The sequence below is a fragment of the Muriicola jejuensis genome, from assembly GCF_010671595.1.
Lineage (GTDB): Bacteria > Bacteroidota > Bacteroidia > Flavobacteriales > Flavobacteriaceae > Muriicola > Muriicola jejuensis.
This window is the reverse complement of record NZ_JAABOP010000001.1, coordinates 1,088,431-1,105,151: the sequence shown is the minus strand read 5'-3', so window position 1 is coordinate 1,105,151 and position 16,721 is coordinate 1,088,431. Positions and strand designations below refer to the sequence as shown.

Genomic DNA, 16,721 nt, shown 5'->3' with positions numbered 1-16,721 from the left:
CAAAACTCTATTTGAAGTAGAACTTCCTGGCATTTAAAACAAGAAAGGTAAGTGTGGCAGGGATCACCCAGCCCAGTTGTACTCCGCTTAGCGGAATTAGGGCATTGACCGCTTTCAGGTACGTCCCCAAATCCAGGCTCTGCAGGAAGTCGGGTACGCTGAAAAGTATGGTCACCCAGACCACGCTTTTAAATACCCCTGCAGAGGCCCAGCGTTCCGGAAGGACGTTGAGGATGATCAGGACGATGGTGATGGGATAGATGAACATCAGGGCGGGCAATGCCACATCGATGATATAGCCCACTTCCAGTTGCCCCATGAGCACTCCCAGCAGGCTGCCGATCGCTGCTGTGAGCACGTAGGCCCTCTGTGAATTTGAGAAACGCGACTTCACAAAATCTGCTGTTCCGGTCACGATCCCCACAGCAGTGGTGAAACAGGCCAGGGCTACCAGCACGGAGAAGATGCCCCTTCCCGTCGGGCCCAGGGCAAGGTAGCTCATCCCCTGAAGGAGAGCGGTCCTGCTGATATCCGTTTCGAAATCCGACTGCATGAGCGCGGCCGATAACATCAGTCCGGCATACACCAGTAAAAGTGTGAGGCCGGCCAGCCACCCTGCATTGGCGATCAGTTTGCGTTTCTCCTCATAGGTCTTGTTGTTTTTCAGGTTGATGGAGACGATGATCACCCCTCCTACAACTACGGCCCCTATGGCATCGAACGTCTGGTACCCTTCTAAAATGGAATAGCTGAAGGGATACATTATGAGGGGCTCCCCGAATTCGAACGGACTGGTGAAGATGATCACCCCCATAATGCAAAGCAGGATCAACAGGATGGCAGGGGTCATCAGTTTCCCGATAATATCCAGGATCTTGTTCCGGTTGAGGGCGAAGATAAGGACGAGCCCGAAATAGATAAAACTGGTGGTCAGAGGGCCTACCTCAAAGAAGGGGGCTATGGCCATTTCGTGTGTGACCGATGCGGTCCTCGGGGAGGGCAGGCCGATGGCGATGGCGTAGACCAGATAGCAGTAGACCAGGCTGAACAAGGGGGAAACCTTTGAGCCAAAATCAAAGATAGTGCCCTGTAATCTCGCATGGGCCCTTATCCCTAAAATGGCTATTAAAACGCCGGAAATGGCAAACCCCAGGGCCACCAGCCACCAGTCGGGACCTGCCTTAAATCCCAGCAGGGGGGGCAGGATGAGGTTCCCGGCCCCGAAGAAGAGTGAGAATAGGGCAAAGGCCGTGACCAGGAGTTCCCGGAATTGTCGCATACTATTGAGTTATTGTTGAAAGATACTGGAAAAAACGAGATCCGAAAAAACAGAAAACTCGTAATACTTATAGGTGAAAGGAATACGTTCATCGAAAAAATGAGAAAAAAACAGGGGGTCACTCAATAAATGTTCCTCAGCAAGCGTTCCTTTTTAAAATGTTAACGAGAAACCTTGTGATGAATGCTGAAACCTGAAATGTAACAATGCACGGTGAAGGTTCCCCCGACCGGACCATGCGACTAATAACCTACTTCATGAAAAAAATATTCTGCCAGATCTTTGGACACCACTACTCCGTGTCCAAGAAAGTTACCCAGCACATCAAGGAATACAAATGCGTTCACTGTGGTAAAGAAGTGACCACGGACGTCAGTGGCAATTTATCCGTACTTACCCCTGAGTTACAGGATATCAACCACACCCTCGAGATCATTTACCGAAAAAGACACGCAGGCGAACAACAAGTAGCCTGAACTATCCTTGCCCAAAGGAATTCCAACCCTGGGCTTTCAAGGGTATGCTTTCCTCATTCCTGGTAATTAAGTGTGCGCCCCGATCTGCTTCTGTCATATGCCCCACGACAGTAAGGTTGGGGTTGCCCTTTATTTTAGGGTAGTCGTCCTGGTCTATCGTAAAGAGCAATTCGTAATCTTCCCCACCGCTCAGGGCGATCATCGTACTGTCTAATACAAATTCCTCACACGCGGAGATCACGGTAGGGTCCAGCGGGATCTTCTCCTCATAGACGTTGCATCCTACCTTGCTCTTATCGCACAGGTGGAGGATCTCAGAAGACAATCCGTCACTGATATCGATCATGGAAGTGGGTCTCACCCCGAGTTCCTTTAACAGGGAGACGATGTCTTTCCGGGCTTCGGGCTTGAGTTGTCTTTCTATGATATAAGAGTAGGGTTCCAGATCGGGTTGGTTGTTGGGATTCACTTTGAAAACCTCCTTTTCCCTCTGTAGAACTTTGAGCCCCATAAAGGCACCGCCCAGGTCGCCTGAAACGACCAGCAGGTCATTGGGTCTGGCCCCGCTTCGGTAGGTGACCTCCTCTTCTGCCGCATGCCCTATGGCCGTGACTGAGAGATACAGCCCCCGGTCGGAAGAGGTGGTGTCGCCCCCCACAAGGTCCACCTGGTAGATATCACAGGCCAGTTTGATCCCGGTATAGAGTTCTTCCAGGGCTTCCAGGGGAAAGCGGTTGGATACCGCTATGGACACCGTGATCTGGGTAGGGACACCATTCATGGCGCAGATGTCGCTGAGGTTTACCACGACCGATTTGTACCCAAGGTGTTTCAGGGGCATATAACTGAGGTCGAAGTGGATGCCTTCTACCAACTGGTCTGTGCTCACCAGCAATGCCCTGTCTCCGAATTTCACAACGGCTGCATCATCCCCCACGGCACGAAGCGTGGAGGGTTGTTTTGGGGAAAAGGTACGGGTGAGATGGTCGATCAGGCCAAATTCGCCCAGTTTTTCAAGGGATGTTCTTTCAGGTTCTTTGTCTTCCAGCATCCTGCAAAATTAAGGAGGATCTTACAGAAATCGTATCTTTACCATAAAAAGTACACCTTCCCAAATCAGACTGCTATGAAAAGATCCCTCCCTTTTTTCATTTTACTCATCTTTCTGGCCTGTTCAAAAAATGATGATACAGGACCAGACCTCGTTGTTATCGATCCCGTTGATGATCCCCCAGTGGAAGACCCCGTTGATCCGGGGACCAATTTTATTCCCTGTGAGAATGGCTTTGCCGGCGCTTATCCCTGCCAGGGATACGACCTGCTGGGACGGTTGAGTCTGAGCAGCCTTGGCGCTACCGCAGGGAATGATATCTGGGGGTGGACAGACACTGCCTCTTCCCGGGAATTCGCCCTGATTGGCCTGAACAACGGTACGGCCTTTGTGGAGATCACGGATACGGAAAACCTGGTCTATCTGGGTAAACTGCTTACAGCTACCACCTCCAGTGCCTGGAGGGATATCAAGGTATATGGTGACTACGCGTTTATCGGTTCCGAAGCTGCGGGCCATGGCATGCAGGTATTTGACCTTCGCAAGCTCTTGTCCGTGAGCAACACCCCCGCTACCTTCTCTGCAGATACACGCTACACAGGTTTTGGAAACTCTCATAATCTCGTCATCAACGAAGAAACGGGCTACGCCTATGCCGTGGGGACAGACAGGGGAGACCTTTACAATGGAGGAGCACATTTTATCGACATACAGGATCCCATGAACCCGACGGCTGCCGGGGGTTACGGCGACAACGGATACTCCCATGACGCCCAGGTAGTGCTCTACCAAGGTCCTGATCCTGATTATACAGGGAGAGAGATCTTTATCGGGGCCAATGAGAACGCAGTAGTGGTCGTGGACGTGACAGACAAGCAGAATCCTGCAGGGATTTCTACCATACAGTATTCCAATATTGGTTATACCCACCAGGGGTGGTTCACGGAAGACCAGCGGTATTTTATCCTCGGGGACGAACTGGATGAGATCAATTTCGGCTTTAATTCCAGGACCCTGGTCTTTGACCTGCTCGATCTGGATGCGCCGGTACTTCTCACTACTTATACAGGGACCACATCGGCTATTGATCACAATGGGTATGTGAAGGGGAACACCTATTACCTCGCCAACTACACGGCGGGGGTACGTATGCTCGACATTACCAACCTCCCCGGTGGGACGATCACCGAGACGGGGTATTTTGACAGTTTCCCCTCTGGCAACAGTGCCTCTTTCAACGGTGTCTGGAGCGTATATCCCTACTTTCAGAGTGGCAAGATCATCCTGAATGACATCAATTCCGGTTTCTTTGTGATTGCCCCATCCAACTAACGAGCATCATGCGCAAAAATATAGGATACCTCAGCTTGATCCTGGCCCTTTCGGGATGCTCCTATGACCAGATGTCTGATCCCGTCGAGGAATTTCCCGAATTCAAAGGGGAGGTAGCCTGGATCCGTTCTTTCGGAGGCTCAGGGGACGATACGCCACGCTCTGTGGTCCAAACAGATGATGGGGGATTTGCCGTGCTCGGTTTTTCCAATAGTACAGATGGAGACCTCCAACATAAGTCGGCCAATGTCAACGACTACTGGCTCCTCAAGACCGACCGGAATGGCAATGTAGAGTGGTCCAGGACCTACGGAGGCTCTAAGGACGACCAGGGGCAGGCAGTCATCCAGACCTCTGACGGGGGCTTCGCGATCACGGGCTATGCCATGAGTGATGACGGGGATGCGAGCAATAACGAAGGCTTCCATGACAATTGGGTGTTGAAGGTCGACCGTCAGGGTACACTTCTTTGGGAAAAGAGTTTTGGCTTTTCGGGCCATGACCACAGCTATGACCTGGTGGAAACTGAAACAGGCGGACTCTTCTTTGCAGGTTTTCTGGATATAACCTCAGCCCGGGCCGATGGGTATACGGAAAAGGCCTATTCCCTGACCAGACACGGGGTGGGTGAATTCTGGGGGACCAAACTCAACTCCCAGGGAGAGATTGAATGGAGGACCTATTTCGGGGGGACCAACAACGACCGCGCCCATGCCGTAACCAGGGCCCATGACGGCGGATATGTGATGGCCGGGTTTTCCGAAAGCGATGACTTCGATATCTCCGATCCCAGGGGATCCTACGATTTCTGGGTGGTGAAAGTAAGCGAGGCCGGGGAATTGATCTGGGAACACTCCTATGGCGGAACCGGCATAGACATCGCCCAGGATATTGCCCAAACCGAAGACGGGGGATATGTGATCACCGGCAGTACGATCAGCAGCGATGGAGACGTATCTGCCTCGCACGGAGAATCCGATATCTGGGTGATCCGGATCAACGCACAGGGAGAATTGCTGTGGGAAAGGACCTATGGGGGTTCGGGATTTGACGCAGCGGAGTCCATCCGCCCTACCCGGGATGGAGGGTTTGTGATCGCGGGAAATTCTAGGAGCAGTGACCAGGACCTCAATACCAATGCGGGGGAGAACGACCTCTGGATCCTGAAGGTCGACAGCAGGGGAGCGCTGGTATGGGCACAGGCATTCGGGGGTACGGACCTCGATTTTGGCTTTGATACCATGGAAACCTCCGATGGTGCCATCCTTGTGGTCGGAGAGTCTAAAAGTTCCGATCTGTTTCCTCTTCAAAACCGGGGCGGCACCGATCTCATCATGATCCGGATAGAATAACTTTTTCCTATCATCCAAACACCCTCTACTTCCTTCTAGTTTTTCTTGATCTGGAACATAGAAAAGACTGATCCTCATATATGTTATTATAATGTTAGGATCTGTTTGAATCCCCCGCATTTAGTGTATATTTGTAAACTATTTAGAATAAGTCCAATTAAGATGATCAAAGTATCAGAAACGGCTAAAAAAAAGGTGACCGCCCTTATGACAGAGGAGGGATTCGACCTCTCCAAAGACTACGTGCGGGTGGGTGTCAAGAGCGGAGGTTGCAGCGGCCTGTCCTATGAGCTCAGGTTCGACAACCAGATCAACGATACCGACAAGATCTTCGAGGACAATGACGTGCGCATCCTCGTCGATAAAAAGAGTTTTCTCTACCTGGTGGGAACCACCTTGGAATATTCGGGCGGACTCAACGGGAAGGGATTTGTATTCAACAATCCGAACGCCCAGCGTACCTGCGGTTGCGGAGAGAGTTTCTCCCTTTAATCAGAAGAACACAGCATATGGCATATACTGAGGAAGAATTAAAGAAAGAACTGGAGACCAAAGAATACGAATATGGTTTCTATACGGACATAGAGTCGGACACATTTCCCAAGGGACTGAGTGAGGAGGTGGTGATAGCCCTTTCCAAAAAGAAGGAAGAGCCCGAATGGATGACCCTGTGGAGACTCGAAGCCTACAAAGGCTGGAAGGAAATGGTGGAGCCTGAGTGGGCCAATATCCACTACAAGAAACCAGATTTTCAGGACATCAGTTATTATTCGGCACCAAACAAAAAGCCCAAGTACAACAGCCTGGACGAAGTAGACCCGCAATTGCTCGACACCTTCAAAAGACTGGGGATCTCCCTGGACGAGCAGAAAAAACTCGCTGGAGTGGCGGTGGATATCGTTATGGATTCAGTCTCCGTAGCTACTACCTTCAAAAAGACGCTAGCCGAGAAAGGGATCATCTTTTGTTCCATCTCTGAGGCTATCAAAGAACACCCTGAGCTGGTCAGGAAATACATCGGTTCTGTGGTACCTCCCAAGGACAATTTTTACGCGGCCCTGAATTCTGCGGTCTTTTCAGACGGATCTTTCTGTTATATCCCGAAAGGGGTGAGGTGCCCCATGGAACTCTCGACCTATTTCAGAATCAATCAAGCTGGGACCGGGCAGTTCGAACGGACCCTGGTCATAGCAGATAAGGGAAGCTATGTGAGCTATCTCGAAGGATGTACAGCCCCCTCCAGGGACGAGAACCAATTGCACGCTGCCGTGGTGGAACTCATCGCCCTGGACGATGCCGAGATCAAGTACTCCACCGTTCAGAACTGGTTCCCGGGAGACAAGGAAGGAAAAGGCGGGGTTTACAACTTTGTGACCAAGAGGGGCATTTGCGAGCGCAATGCAAAGATCTCATGGACACAGGTGGAGACCGGATCTGCTATCACCTGGAAATATCCTTCATGTATTCTGAAAGGGGATAATTCCATTGGGGAATTCTACTCCATCGCGGTCACGAACAACTTTCAGCAGGCCGATACGGGTACCAAGATGATCCATCTCGGAAAGAACACCAGGAGTACGATCATTTCAAAAGGGATCTCCGCCGGAAAATCCCAGAACAGCTACAGGGGTCTTGTACAGATCAACAGCAGGGCCGAGAACGCCCGGAACTTTTCCCAGTGCGATTCCCTCCTGATGGGGAACGAGTGCGGGGCACATACCTTTCCCTACATAGAGGCGAAGAACAAAACAGCACAGGTAGAACACGAGGCGACCACCAGCAAGATCGGGGAAGATCAGATCTTCTACTGCAACCAGAGGGGGATCGATACCGAAAAGGCCATCGCCCTGATCGTCAATGGGTTCAGCAAGGAAGTACTGAATAAACTTCCCATGGAATTTGCCGTGGAAGCTCAGAAATTACTGGAGATCAGCCTGGAGGGCTCAGTAGGATAAATACAAAACAAGAACAGAAGAAAAACGATCATATTATGTTGACAATTAAGGATCTGCATGCCGGAGTAGAGGATAAGGAAATCCTGAAAGGGATCAACCTGGAGGTAAAACCCGGGGAAGTGCACGCCATAATGGGACCTAACGGTTCCGGAAAAAGTACCCTTGCATCGGTTATTGCAGGGAAGGAAGACTTCGAGATTACCAAAGGCTCTATCAACTTTGAAGGAGAAGACCTGGAAGAGGTGTCTCCGGAAGAACGCGCCCACAAGGGGATCTTTCTCTCTTTCCAGTACCCGGTGGAAATACCCGGCGTCTCCGTGACCAATTTCATGAAAACAGCCATCAACGAATCCCGAAAGGCAAGGGGTATGGACGATATGCCTGCCAACGAGATGCTGAAGTTGATCCGGGAGAAATCCGAATTGCTGGACATAGACAGGAAGTTCCTGTCCCGTTCTCTGAATGAGGGTTTTTCGGGAGGAGAAAAGAAGAGGAATGAGATCTTCCAGATGGCTATGCTCGAGCCCAAGCTCGCCATCCTTGACGAGACGGATTCCGGCCTCGATATCGATGCGCTCCGAATCGTGGCCAACGGGGTCAACAAATTAAAGAGCAAGGACAACGCAGTGATCGTGATCACCCACTATCAGCGTCTCCTGGAATACATCATCCCCGATTTTGTGCACGTGATCCACGACGGGAAGATCGTTAAGTCGGGCACCAAAGAACTGGCCCTGGAGCTGGAAGACAAGGGATACGACTGGCTGAAGAAAGAAACGGTAGCATAAATTAAGGTAAAGACGGGCTTTGCCTGTCCTAAACGAGAGAAAATCACAATGGATCTAAAGGAAAAACTGGTATCGTCCTTCATGGCTTTCGAGAACTACGTGGATGTGGAACACCCCATTCACGATATTCGGACCGAGGCGATCAAGAATTTTGAGGCCAAAGGATTCCCTTCCAAAAAGGAAGAAGCCTGGAAATACACTTCTCTGAACAGTATCCTGAAAACCGACTTCAGCATCTTCCCCAAGGAGGAGAATGCCCTGGAGTACCATCAGGTAAAGAAGTATTTCCTCCATGAGATCGACACCTACAAGATCGTGTTCATCGACGGGATCTATAGCTCCTATCTCTCGGAGACCACCCATGACGGGGTCGATATCTGCCTGATGAGCTCTGCCCTTACCAAGCCGATGTACAAACAGGTCATAGACGTATATTTCAATAAGGCGGCTTCCAGGGAGGAGTCACTCACTACCCTGAACACGGCCTTTAGCCGGGAGGGCGCTTACATCTATATTCCAAAGAACAAAGCCCCTAAAAAACCGGTTGAGATCATACATTTCGCCACCGGGAACGAGGCCTCTCTCATGCTGCAGCCCAGGAACCTCATCATTGTCGAGGAGAATGCTGAACTCCAGGTCATCGAAAGGCATCAGAGCCTAACCCATAATCCGGTCCTGACCAATTGTGTCACCGAGATCTTCGCCGCACAAAGCGCTATCGTGGATTATTACAAGGTACAGAATGACAGCGAGGATGCCACACTGATCGACAATACCTATATCGCCCAGAAAGACAAGAGTTCGGTGAACGTACACACCTTTTCCTTCGGGGGTAAACTCACGCGAAACAACCTCAACTTCTACCAGCACGGGGAACATATTGAATCGACCCTCAAAGGGGTGACCATCCTGGGAGAAAAACAGCACGTAGACCACCATACCCTGGTGCACCACACCCAGCCTAATTGCGAAAGCCATCAGGATTACAAAGGTATATTCGGGGAACGTTCTACAGGAGTGTTCAACGGGAAGATCATCGTAGATAAGATCGCCCAGAAGACCAACGCCTTTCAGCAGAACAACAATGTGCTGATCAGCGACCAGGCTACCATCAATACAAAGCCCCAGCTGGAGATTTTTGCGGATGATGTGAAGTGTTCCCACGGCTGTACCATAGGCCAGCTGGATGAGGACGCTTTGTTCTACCTCCAGTCGAGGGGCATCCCCCGCAAAGAGGCTACCGCACTTCTTATGTACGCCTTTGCGAACAACGTACTGGAGAGTGTGCGCCTGCCCGAATTGAAAAAACGGATCAACAAGCTCATCGCCAACAAGCTGGGCGTAAGGCTTGGGTTCGACCTGTAAGGGAATTCTGCTAAAACATTCTTAATTAACTTTCTTTTAAAAGAGGTGGATAGAATGGTTGATTAGCTTAGGAAATCAAACTAAGCCAAAAAACTCAGCCATGATTCGATCCATAACTTGCGTACTACTACTTGTATGTGTGCTTTCTACCAGTGCACAGGACAAAAAATGGAGCATTGAAGTCAGCTACCCCGTTTCCGTCAACGATGCCTTTCCCTCCTCGAACGAGGGGACGATAGGAGTTGGGGTCAAATATCGCTTTGTACAGGAGGGAAAGTTTACTTTGGGAGTTTCATTGGATGGGACCCGCTTTGCCACCACCGTAATCAATGATTCCGACCCGGTTCAGGAATTAAAATACCGGGATTTCTTTTTCCAGCCCAGGCTTTTTGCAGAAGTACCGTTGTCGCAAAACGGAAAGTTCCGTTTATCCGGAGGTATAGGGTGGACCTGGTTGTATTCCAAAGGAGGAGTGGCTTTCTTAAATGAGTTCGGACGAGTTGAGGGAGGGGAAGAATGGGCAGATGGCCTGAACCTGAATGTCGGGCTGACGTACGATATCACCCCGAGTATCTTTGTACAAACTCAATACGATCTCATGTTTTTATCAGGGGTTGCCTCAGACAGGAATATCGGCCTGATCAAGGTGGGAGGAGGATTCCGATTCTGACCTTCCGGAGAATCTCTTCCTAAAGGCATTAGCAACCTCTAACATAAAACACCCTGACCATGAGAAAACAACTACTTATTCCAATTCTCGCTATGTTTATGAGCTTAACGCAAAGGGCCCAGGAAAATACATGGAGCATTGAAGTGATTGATCCCATTTCCTTCAACCATCCTTTTGCCTTATCCAATGAGGGGACGCTAGGATTGCGGGTTAATTACCGGTTTGTACAGGTGGGAAAGGTCACTTTCGGACTGTCGGCGGATGGCTCCCGCTTTGCCACAACCCTCAGACCAGACCAGGAGGGCGAATACCAGGAATACTTTTTTAAGCCCAGGCTTTTTGCTGAAGTTCCACTTACCCGGAACGGGAATTTATCATTCACCGGAGGTGTGGGATGGGCCTGGCTATATTCCAGAGGGAAACCGACTTTCTTTGATGAGAACGGGCGCCTGCAGGGTGGGGATGCCTGGGCAGACGGGCTGAATCTGGATGCCGGGCTGATCTATGACGTTACCCCCAATCTCCGCATACAGTCTTCATTCGACCAACCCTTTTTATCCGGGGAGGCAGTAGATGGGAATTCCGGCTTCCTTAAACTGCGTGGGGGATTCCGATTTTAGCCGGTCTATGGCCCAACGGAAAACCCAAATCACCCAGCCCTCGGCCATGTATTTATTTTTCAACTTTAAACATAACCCTTAATAAACTCCAAAAACAACACCATCATGAGAAAACAACTACTCTTTCCCTTCCTTTTTGTATTGTTTGGCTACACCCTGAGTGCCCAGGACGAGGCCTGGAGCATCGAAACTAGTTATCCGGTCTCTGTGGGCAATGAATTTGCGAACGACGGCAGGGGAATTCTCGATCTCGGGGTCCAATACAGGTTCGCTGAGGTCGGAAGATTAAAACTTGGGGGATCGTTTAACACCTCCCTTTTTGCTTCCCGAACGCAATTTACGACCGGAAGTGCAAACGGGGAAATGGAATACGATTTCCGCCAAAGCGATCTTTTCATTCAGCCCCGCTTCTTCCTCGAGACGGAAACTCCGGGAATCGAAAAATTGAGATGGTCTCTTGGAGTTGGATATTCCTGGCAAAGATACAAGGCAAAAGGAACGTTCATGTCTGAACCCTTGGATGGATCTGATACGCGAGGGGGATTCAACCTAAATGTTGGGGCCAGCATGGACGTCTTCAGGGACTGGTTCCTCAAAGTACAGTTCGACCATATCGCAATACCTGGAGACTTTTACGGCAATGCCAGTTTACTAAAAATGGGGATCGGGGTGCGGTTTTGATCACCCGCCAGATATTCATAATAGTTATGGCCCGACTGCTAAATATTATGTTTCCGGCCTAGTAAATACAACAGGCTTCGGTATCTTTGTGTGTCATGGAAAAAACAATGCTCGATATAGCCACAATAAGAAAGGACTTCCCCATCCTCAACAGGAAGGTGAATGGAAATCCACTGGTCTATTTTGACAATGCAGCCACCTCCCAGACGCCCAAACAGGTGATCGACACCATCGTGGATTACTACAGCCGGTATAACGCGAACATCCACCGGGGGGTTCACGCCCTGGCCCAGGAGGCCACGGAAGCCTACGAAGGAGGCAGAAAGAAGATACAGCAGTTCTTCAACGCTGCCCACGCCCACGAGATCATCTTTACCTCCGGGACCACCCACAGCATCAATTTGGTAGCCAATGGTTTTACCGCCTTTGTCGGAAAAGGGGATGAGATCCTGGTTTCGGCCATGGAGCACCACTCCAACATCGTGCCCTGGCAGATGCTCTGTGAGCGCACCGGGGCCGTATTGAAGGTGATCCCCATGGATCAGGATGGCGTATTAGTCATGGAGGAGTATGAAAACCTGTTGTCTGACAAGACCAAACTGGTGGTCTGCAACCACGTCTCCAATGCCCTGGGCACCATCAACCCTATAGAAGAGATCATCCCCATGGCCCATGAGGTCGGAGCAGCGGTTCTGGTAGACGGGGCCCAGTCATCCCCCCACCTGAAGGTGGATGTACAAAGGCTGGATGTGGATTTCTACACGGCATCGGCTCACAAACTGTACGGTCCAACCGGGATAGGGATGTTGTACGGGAAACAAGAATGGCTGAAGAAATTGCCACCCTACCAGGGTGGGGGCGAGATGATCGCCGAGGTGACCTTTGCGAAGACCACCTATGCAGACCTGCCCTATAAATTTGAAGCGGGTACCCCCAACATTTGTGGAGGGATCGCTTTTGGGGCGGCCATAGACTACCTCAATTCCATAGGGCTGGAGGCCATTGACCGGTACGAGCATGAACTCCTGGCCTATGCTACCGAAAAACTGTCCCGAATAGAAGGGATGCAGTTCTATGGGAAAGCAAAACAGAAGACGGCCGTCATTTCCTTTAACATCCGGGGGGTACACCCCTATGACATGGGTACCCTGCTGGATAAAATGGGGATCGCCGTGCGTACCGGCCACCATTGTGCTCAGCCCGTGATGGATTTCTTCCAGATCCCGGGTACCATCAGGGCGAGCTTCAGTTTTTACAATACCAAAGAAGAAATAGACCGCTTTGCGGAAGCCCTGGAACGGGCCAGGCAAATGCTCGTCTGAGCACAGGTCTGATATTGGTCAACCAGATGCAGGACCGTGGATCGGGAACAGGCACTATTGACCGGAACGGTTGAAAGACAGGATTACTTATCGTATTTTTGCGACAAAAGAGAAAGCATGAGCATACCAGAGATACAAAAGGAGATCGTAGAAGAGTTTTCCATGTTCGACGACTGGATGCAGCGGTATGAGTATATGATCGAACTGGGGAAATCCCTGCCTCTGATCAAAGAAGAATACAAGACTGAGGACCATATTATCAAAGGCTGCCAGAGCAAGGTCTGGGTGCATGCCGAACTGGAAGGGGATGAGCTGGTATTTACCGCAGACAGCGATGCCATCATCACCAAGGGGATCATAGCCATATTGATACGGGCGTTCAGCCACCAGAAACCCAGGGATATCATTGAGGCCGACACGAAATTCATCGATGAGATCGGGTTAAAGGAACACCTTTCGCCCACCCGTGCCAACGGACTCGTAAGCATGATCAAGCAGTTAAAACTGTATGCCGTGGCCTACCAAACCCAATTAAATTGAACCAAAGATGAGCGATACCGCAATAGATACACAGGAACTGGGAGAGAAGATCGTAAGGGTGCTGAAGACCATTTACGATCCCGAGATCCCTGTGGATATTTACGAACTGGGTCTGATCTATGACGTCTTCGTGAACGAGGACCAGGAGGTCAAGATCCTGATGACCCTTACCTCCCCGAACTGCCCAGTGGCAGAGACCCTCCCCGTGGAGGTGGAAGAAAAGGTGAGGTCCCTGGACGTGGTCAGGGACGCGGAGGTGGAGATCACCTTTGATCCGCCCTGGAGTCAGGACCTGATGAGCGAAGAAGCCAAGCTGGAACTGGGCCTGCTGTAAGCATGGCCCCGGAATTTTCACCCTATGTCTGAAGAGATCGTAAACCGTGTGAGTTCGAGTGCCCTGGTCACTTTTAACCTGGAGGACTTCTATCCAAAAGGGAAACGCATGGGCCTCGATATCAGCCCCTGGCTGATGGAAGGGATCATCCTCAGGGAAAAGGAATTCAGGACCTATGTCGCGGAGCACGACTGGCAGCAGTACCAGGACGCTTTTGTGGCCCTTCACTGTTCTACAGAGGCCATTGTGCCCGGTTGGGCATTTATGCTGGTAACTACGTATCTGCAACCCTATGCGGCCCAGGTGGTGCAAGGCGATCTGGAACTTTTAGAGACCATTTTGTACCAGCAGGTGCTGGACAGGCTGGACGTGTCTGGCCTGAAGGACAAACCGGTGATCATCAAAGGCTGCTCAGACAAGCCGGTACCTCCCAACGCCTATATCTGGGCTACTCAGAAACTACAGGGGGTAGCCAAAAGCGTGATGTACGGGGAAGCCTGTTCCTCCGTCCCCCTTTATAAGAAGAAGAAATAAAAAATCCCGGCCAATTGGCCGGGATTTTTGCAGGTCTACATTCGAAATTTTCAAATGTTCACTCTCTGGTTCCTGGTGTCGATTTGGGGAAATGAACACTAAGAAATAGTTCAGGGTAGGATTTGGGGATAAACACTTACACTTAACTACACTGTAAAAGTAAATACAGAGATCCTTTATGCCAAATTCATGTTGTAAACTGCGGGGAATTTGTGGTGTGTCTTATGAAGGGTCAATATCTCCGATGAACAACACCCTGAAATCCGGAAATACCTAATAGGCATCCAGGTTTTCCGGGTACAAAAAGTTGTTGTAAGGGAAACGGGTGACATGGATCTCCCTGACGGCCCTGTAGACCCGTTGTTTGAATTCGTCCAGGTTCTCCTTGTTCAGGGCAGAGATAAAGAGGGCATTGCCTCCCATCCGTCTCATCCAGGTATTCTCCCATTCCTCCAGGGTCATGTGTTTCTCTGTCCGCTCGGTGGTAAGGTCATCCTCGGCGATCACTTCCGGCCGGTAGAGGTCGATCTTGTTAAAGACCATCATGGTCTCTTTATTGGCACAGCCGATCTCGCTCAGCACCTGGTTGACCGAATCGATATGGTCCTCAAAATTGGGGTGGGAGATATCCACCACGTGGAGTAGGAGGTCTGCTTCCCGCACCTCGTCCAGGGTGCCCTTAAAGCTTTCCACCAGCTGGGTGGGCAGCTTGCGGATAAACCCCACGGTATCGCTCAGCAAAAAGGGGAGGTTGCCAATCACCACCTTGCGTACGGTCGTGTCCAAGGTGGCAAAGAGCTTGTTCTCGGCAAAGACGTTGCTCTTGCTGATCACGTTCATGAGGGTCGACTTCCCCACGTTGGTATACCCCACTAAGGCCACCCGTACCAGGGAACCCCGGTTCCCCCGCTGGGTCTCCATTTGCCGGTCTATCTTGGTGAGTTTCTTTTTAAGAAGGGCGATACGGTCCCTCACGATCCGCCTGTCCGTTTCTATTTCCGTCTCCCCGGGGCCTCTCATCCCGATCCCCCCGCGCTGGCGTTCGAGGTGGGTCCACAGCCCGGTAAGGCGGGGCAGGAGGTATTCGTACTGGGCGAGTTCCACCTGGGTGCGGGCGTAGCTGGTCTGGGCCCGCTGGGCAAAGATGTCGAGGATAAGTCCGGTGCGGTCCAGGATCTTGCAGCGGAGCTGCTTTTCTATATTGCGCTGCTGTACGGGGGTAAGCTCGTCGTCAAAGATGACGGAGCCCACCTCGTGTTCCTTGACAAAAGCCTCCACCTCGTCCATCTTTCCGCTGCCGATAAAGGTCTTGGGGTTGGGGATATCCACCTTTTGAACAAAGCGTTTGATCACCTCTCCCCCGGCCGTGTAGGTGAGGAACTCCAGCTCGTCCAGGTATTCGGTAACGGTCTCCTCGTCCTGTTCTTTGTTGATGATCCCGATCAGGACCGCCTTTTCATGGTCTATGGTCTTCTTTTCCAGCATGGGGCAAAATTACGAAAACTAGAGATGGTAATTGCGAAGCATTTTTCACGGGACAAAGTAGTATTTTGGAATTATATTAGTAGGCCTATTTGAAATAACCAACCATCGATGATACCATTTTTCAGACAGATTCGTCAACAGTTACTCCAGGTAGCTATCGGGACTGAAAATAAAGTCACTAAATATCTGTTGTATGCATTGGGAGAAATATTCCTGGTGGTCATTGGGATCCTGATCGCCTTGGGGATCAATAACTGGAATGAAGAAAGAAAAAACAGTACATCAGAGAACCAATATTATTGTCTGGTATTGGATGATCTAAATCTGGACTATACCAAGATTAAGGAACTCATGGCAGCCTCAGACCAAAGGATCAAGGTATCAAAAGAAATATTGCTAGAACTGGATGCTGGAGAACAGGACAAGAGATATCTTCTGAATAAGTTTCTGGAGGCTTTCCGGGGGGAAGCATTCGTGCCGCGAAACGTTACCTATAAAGATCTGGTCTCTTCAGGTAACGTAAGGCTTTTAAAGGATGCCGAAATCAAAAATAGTCTGGTTCAGTTTTATAGTGAATTGGAAAACAAAGTTACCCACCTTCAGCAAAATGGACAGGAAGCCTCTAAGCAGGCTTTTGAACTGGTTAATTCGTCCATTGAATTTGGTTTGGCGGATTTTAATTATGTGAACACCTTACTAGGAGAAGAGATTGTTAAGACCTTGCCGGATACAGATTGGACGAATGATTCGAATAGTCCGTATTACAAAGACTTTCAACTCATGCTGGTTTTTAACGCCACTATGGTCGACAGAAACAAGCAAGTATTAGGGGAAATACTCAAATTAATGGAAGTACCCCATAATTTATTGTCTAAAAAATGCCAGGAAGAAATGAGATAACGAAGGCCTGGCCGTCACAAACAGACATAAGGAAGAC

At 50.2% G+C, this 16,721-nt stretch carries 18 protein-coding genes; 15 read left to right on the top strand and 3 right to left on the bottom strand.

Features of this window, described 5'->3' with window-relative positions:
- Positions 1 to 7 precede the first annotated feature (7 nt).
- Positions 8 to 1,279, bottom strand: a complete 1,272-nt coding sequence (locus GWK09_RS04920; RefSeq protein ID WP_163691880.1) for a branched-chain amino acid transport system II carrier protein — start codon at positions 1,277 to 1,279, stop codon at positions 8 to 10.
- A gap of 257 nt (positions 1,280 to 1,536) precedes the next feature.
- Here GWK09_RS04920 and GWK09_RS04915 point away from each other — a divergent pair, with 257 nt between their 5' ends.
- Entirely contained in the window at positions 1,537 to 1,755 is a 219-nt protein-coding gene (locus GWK09_RS04915; protein WP_163691879.1) for a hypothetical protein, read from the top strand.
- Between the two features lies 1 nt (position 1,756).
- On the opposite strand, the gene thiL is transcribed toward GWK09_RS04915, so the two are convergent.
- Positions 1,757 to 2,806 (bottom strand): thiamine-phosphate kinase, encoded by a 1,050-nt coding sequence (gene thiL, locus GWK09_RS04910; RefSeq protein WP_163691878.1) that lies wholly within the window; start codon positions 2,804 to 2,806, stop codon positions 1,757 to 1,759.
- A 75-nt stretch (positions 2,807 to 2,881) separates the two neighbouring features.
- Here thiL and GWK09_RS04905 point away from each other — a divergent pair, with 75 nt between their 5' ends.
- From GWK09_RS04905 to GWK09_RS04845, 13 genes are all read left to right on the top strand, one after another.
- On the top strand, positions 2,882 to 4,138 hold the full coding sequence (locus GWK09_RS04905; RefSeq protein ID WP_163691877.1) for a choice-of-anchor B family protein: 1,257 nt from the start codon (positions 2,882 to 2,884) through the stop codon (positions 4,136 to 4,138).
- A gap of 8 nt (positions 4,139 to 4,146) precedes the next feature.
- Positions 4,147 to 5,490, top strand: a complete 1,344-nt coding sequence (locus GWK09_RS04900) for a hypothetical protein (RefSeq protein ID WP_163691876.1) — start codon at positions 4,147 to 4,149, stop codon at positions 5,488 to 5,490.
- Between the two features lie 162 nt (positions 5,491 to 5,652).
- Entirely contained in the window at positions 5,653 to 5,982 is a 330-nt protein-coding gene (locus tag GWK09_RS04895; RefSeq protein ID WP_163691875.1) for a HesB/IscA family protein, read from the top strand.
- A 17-nt stretch (positions 5,983 to 5,999) separates the two neighbouring features.
- Positions 6,000 to 7,445, top strand: a complete 1,446-nt coding sequence (gene sufB / locus GWK09_RS04890) for a Fe-S cluster assembly protein SufB (RefSeq protein WP_163691874.1) — start codon at positions 6,000 to 6,002, stop codon at positions 7,443 to 7,445.
- A 35-nt stretch (positions 7,446 to 7,480) separates the two neighbouring features.
- Positions 7,481 to 8,233 (top strand): Fe-S cluster assembly ATPase SufC, encoded by a 753-nt coding sequence (gene sufC / locus GWK09_RS04885; protein WP_163691873.1) that lies wholly within the window; start codon positions 7,481 to 7,483, stop codon positions 8,231 to 8,233.
- Positions 8,234 to 8,281: 48 nt separating this feature from the next.
- Positions 8,282 to 9,598, top strand: coding sequence for a Fe-S cluster assembly protein SufD (gene sufD, locus GWK09_RS04880; RefSeq protein ID WP_163691872.1), 1,317 nt, complete (start codon positions 8,282 to 8,284; stop codon positions 9,596 to 9,598).
- Between the two features lie 100 nt (positions 9,599 to 9,698).
- Complete coding sequence (locus GWK09_RS04875; protein ID WP_163691871.1) at positions 9,699 to 10,268, top strand: outer membrane beta-barrel protein; 570 nt, start codon at positions 9,699 to 9,701, stop codon at positions 10,266 to 10,268.
- 59 nt (positions 10,269 to 10,327) lie between these two features.
- Positions 10,328 to 10,888: an outer membrane protein gene (locus tag GWK09_RS04870; RefSeq protein ID WP_163691870.1), complete on the top strand. Its 561-nt coding sequence runs from the start codon at positions 10,328 to 10,330 to the stop codon at positions 10,886 to 10,888.
- 105 nt (positions 10,889 to 10,993) lie between these two features.
- The gene (locus GWK09_RS04865) at positions 10,994 to 11,569 is read left to right on the top strand and encodes an outer membrane beta-barrel protein (RefSeq protein ID WP_163691869.1); all 576 of its coding nucleotides are present in this window, start codon (positions 10,994 to 10,996) and stop codon (positions 11,567 to 11,569) included.
- A gap of 95 nt (positions 11,570 to 11,664) precedes the next feature.
- Positions 11,665 to 12,891 carry an aminotransferase class V-fold PLP-dependent enzyme gene (locus tag GWK09_RS04860; RefSeq protein ID WP_239530663.1) on the top strand — a complete coding sequence of 409 codons (1,227 nt, stop codon included), beginning with the start codon at positions 11,665 to 11,667 and terminating at the stop codon, positions 12,889 to 12,891.
- A gap of 117 nt (positions 12,892 to 13,008) precedes the next feature.
- Positions 13,009 to 13,431, top strand: coding sequence for a SufE family protein (locus tag GWK09_RS04855; RefSeq protein ID WP_163691868.1), 423 nt, complete (start codon positions 13,009 to 13,011; stop codon positions 13,429 to 13,431).
- Between the two features lie 7 nt (positions 13,432 to 13,438).
- The gene (locus tag GWK09_RS04850; RefSeq protein WP_163691867.1) at positions 13,439 to 13,765 is read left to right on the top strand and encodes a DUF59 domain-containing protein; all 327 of its coding nucleotides are present in this window, start codon (positions 13,439 to 13,441) and stop codon (positions 13,763 to 13,765) included.
- 24 nt (positions 13,766 to 13,789) lie between these two features.
- On the top strand, positions 13,790 to 14,299 hold the full coding sequence (locus GWK09_RS04845; protein WP_163691866.1) for a DUF2480 family protein: 510 nt from the start codon (positions 13,790 to 13,792) through the stop codon (positions 14,297 to 14,299).
- A gap of 273 nt (positions 14,300 to 14,572) precedes the next feature.
- On the opposite strand, the gene hflX is transcribed toward GWK09_RS04845, so the two are convergent.
- Positions 14,573 to 15,784, bottom strand: coding sequence for a GTPase HflX (gene hflX / locus GWK09_RS04840; protein ID WP_163691865.1), 1,212 nt, complete (start codon positions 15,782 to 15,784; stop codon positions 14,573 to 14,575).
- A 108-nt stretch (positions 15,785 to 15,892) separates the two neighbouring features.
- Between hflX and GWK09_RS04835 the strand changes: the two genes are divergently transcribed.
- Positions 15,893 to 16,684 (top strand): DUF6090 family protein, encoded by a 792-nt coding sequence (locus GWK09_RS04835; RefSeq protein WP_163691864.1) that lies wholly within the window; start codon positions 15,893 to 15,895, stop codon positions 16,682 to 16,684.
- Positions 16,685 to 16,721: the final 37 nt, after the last annotated feature.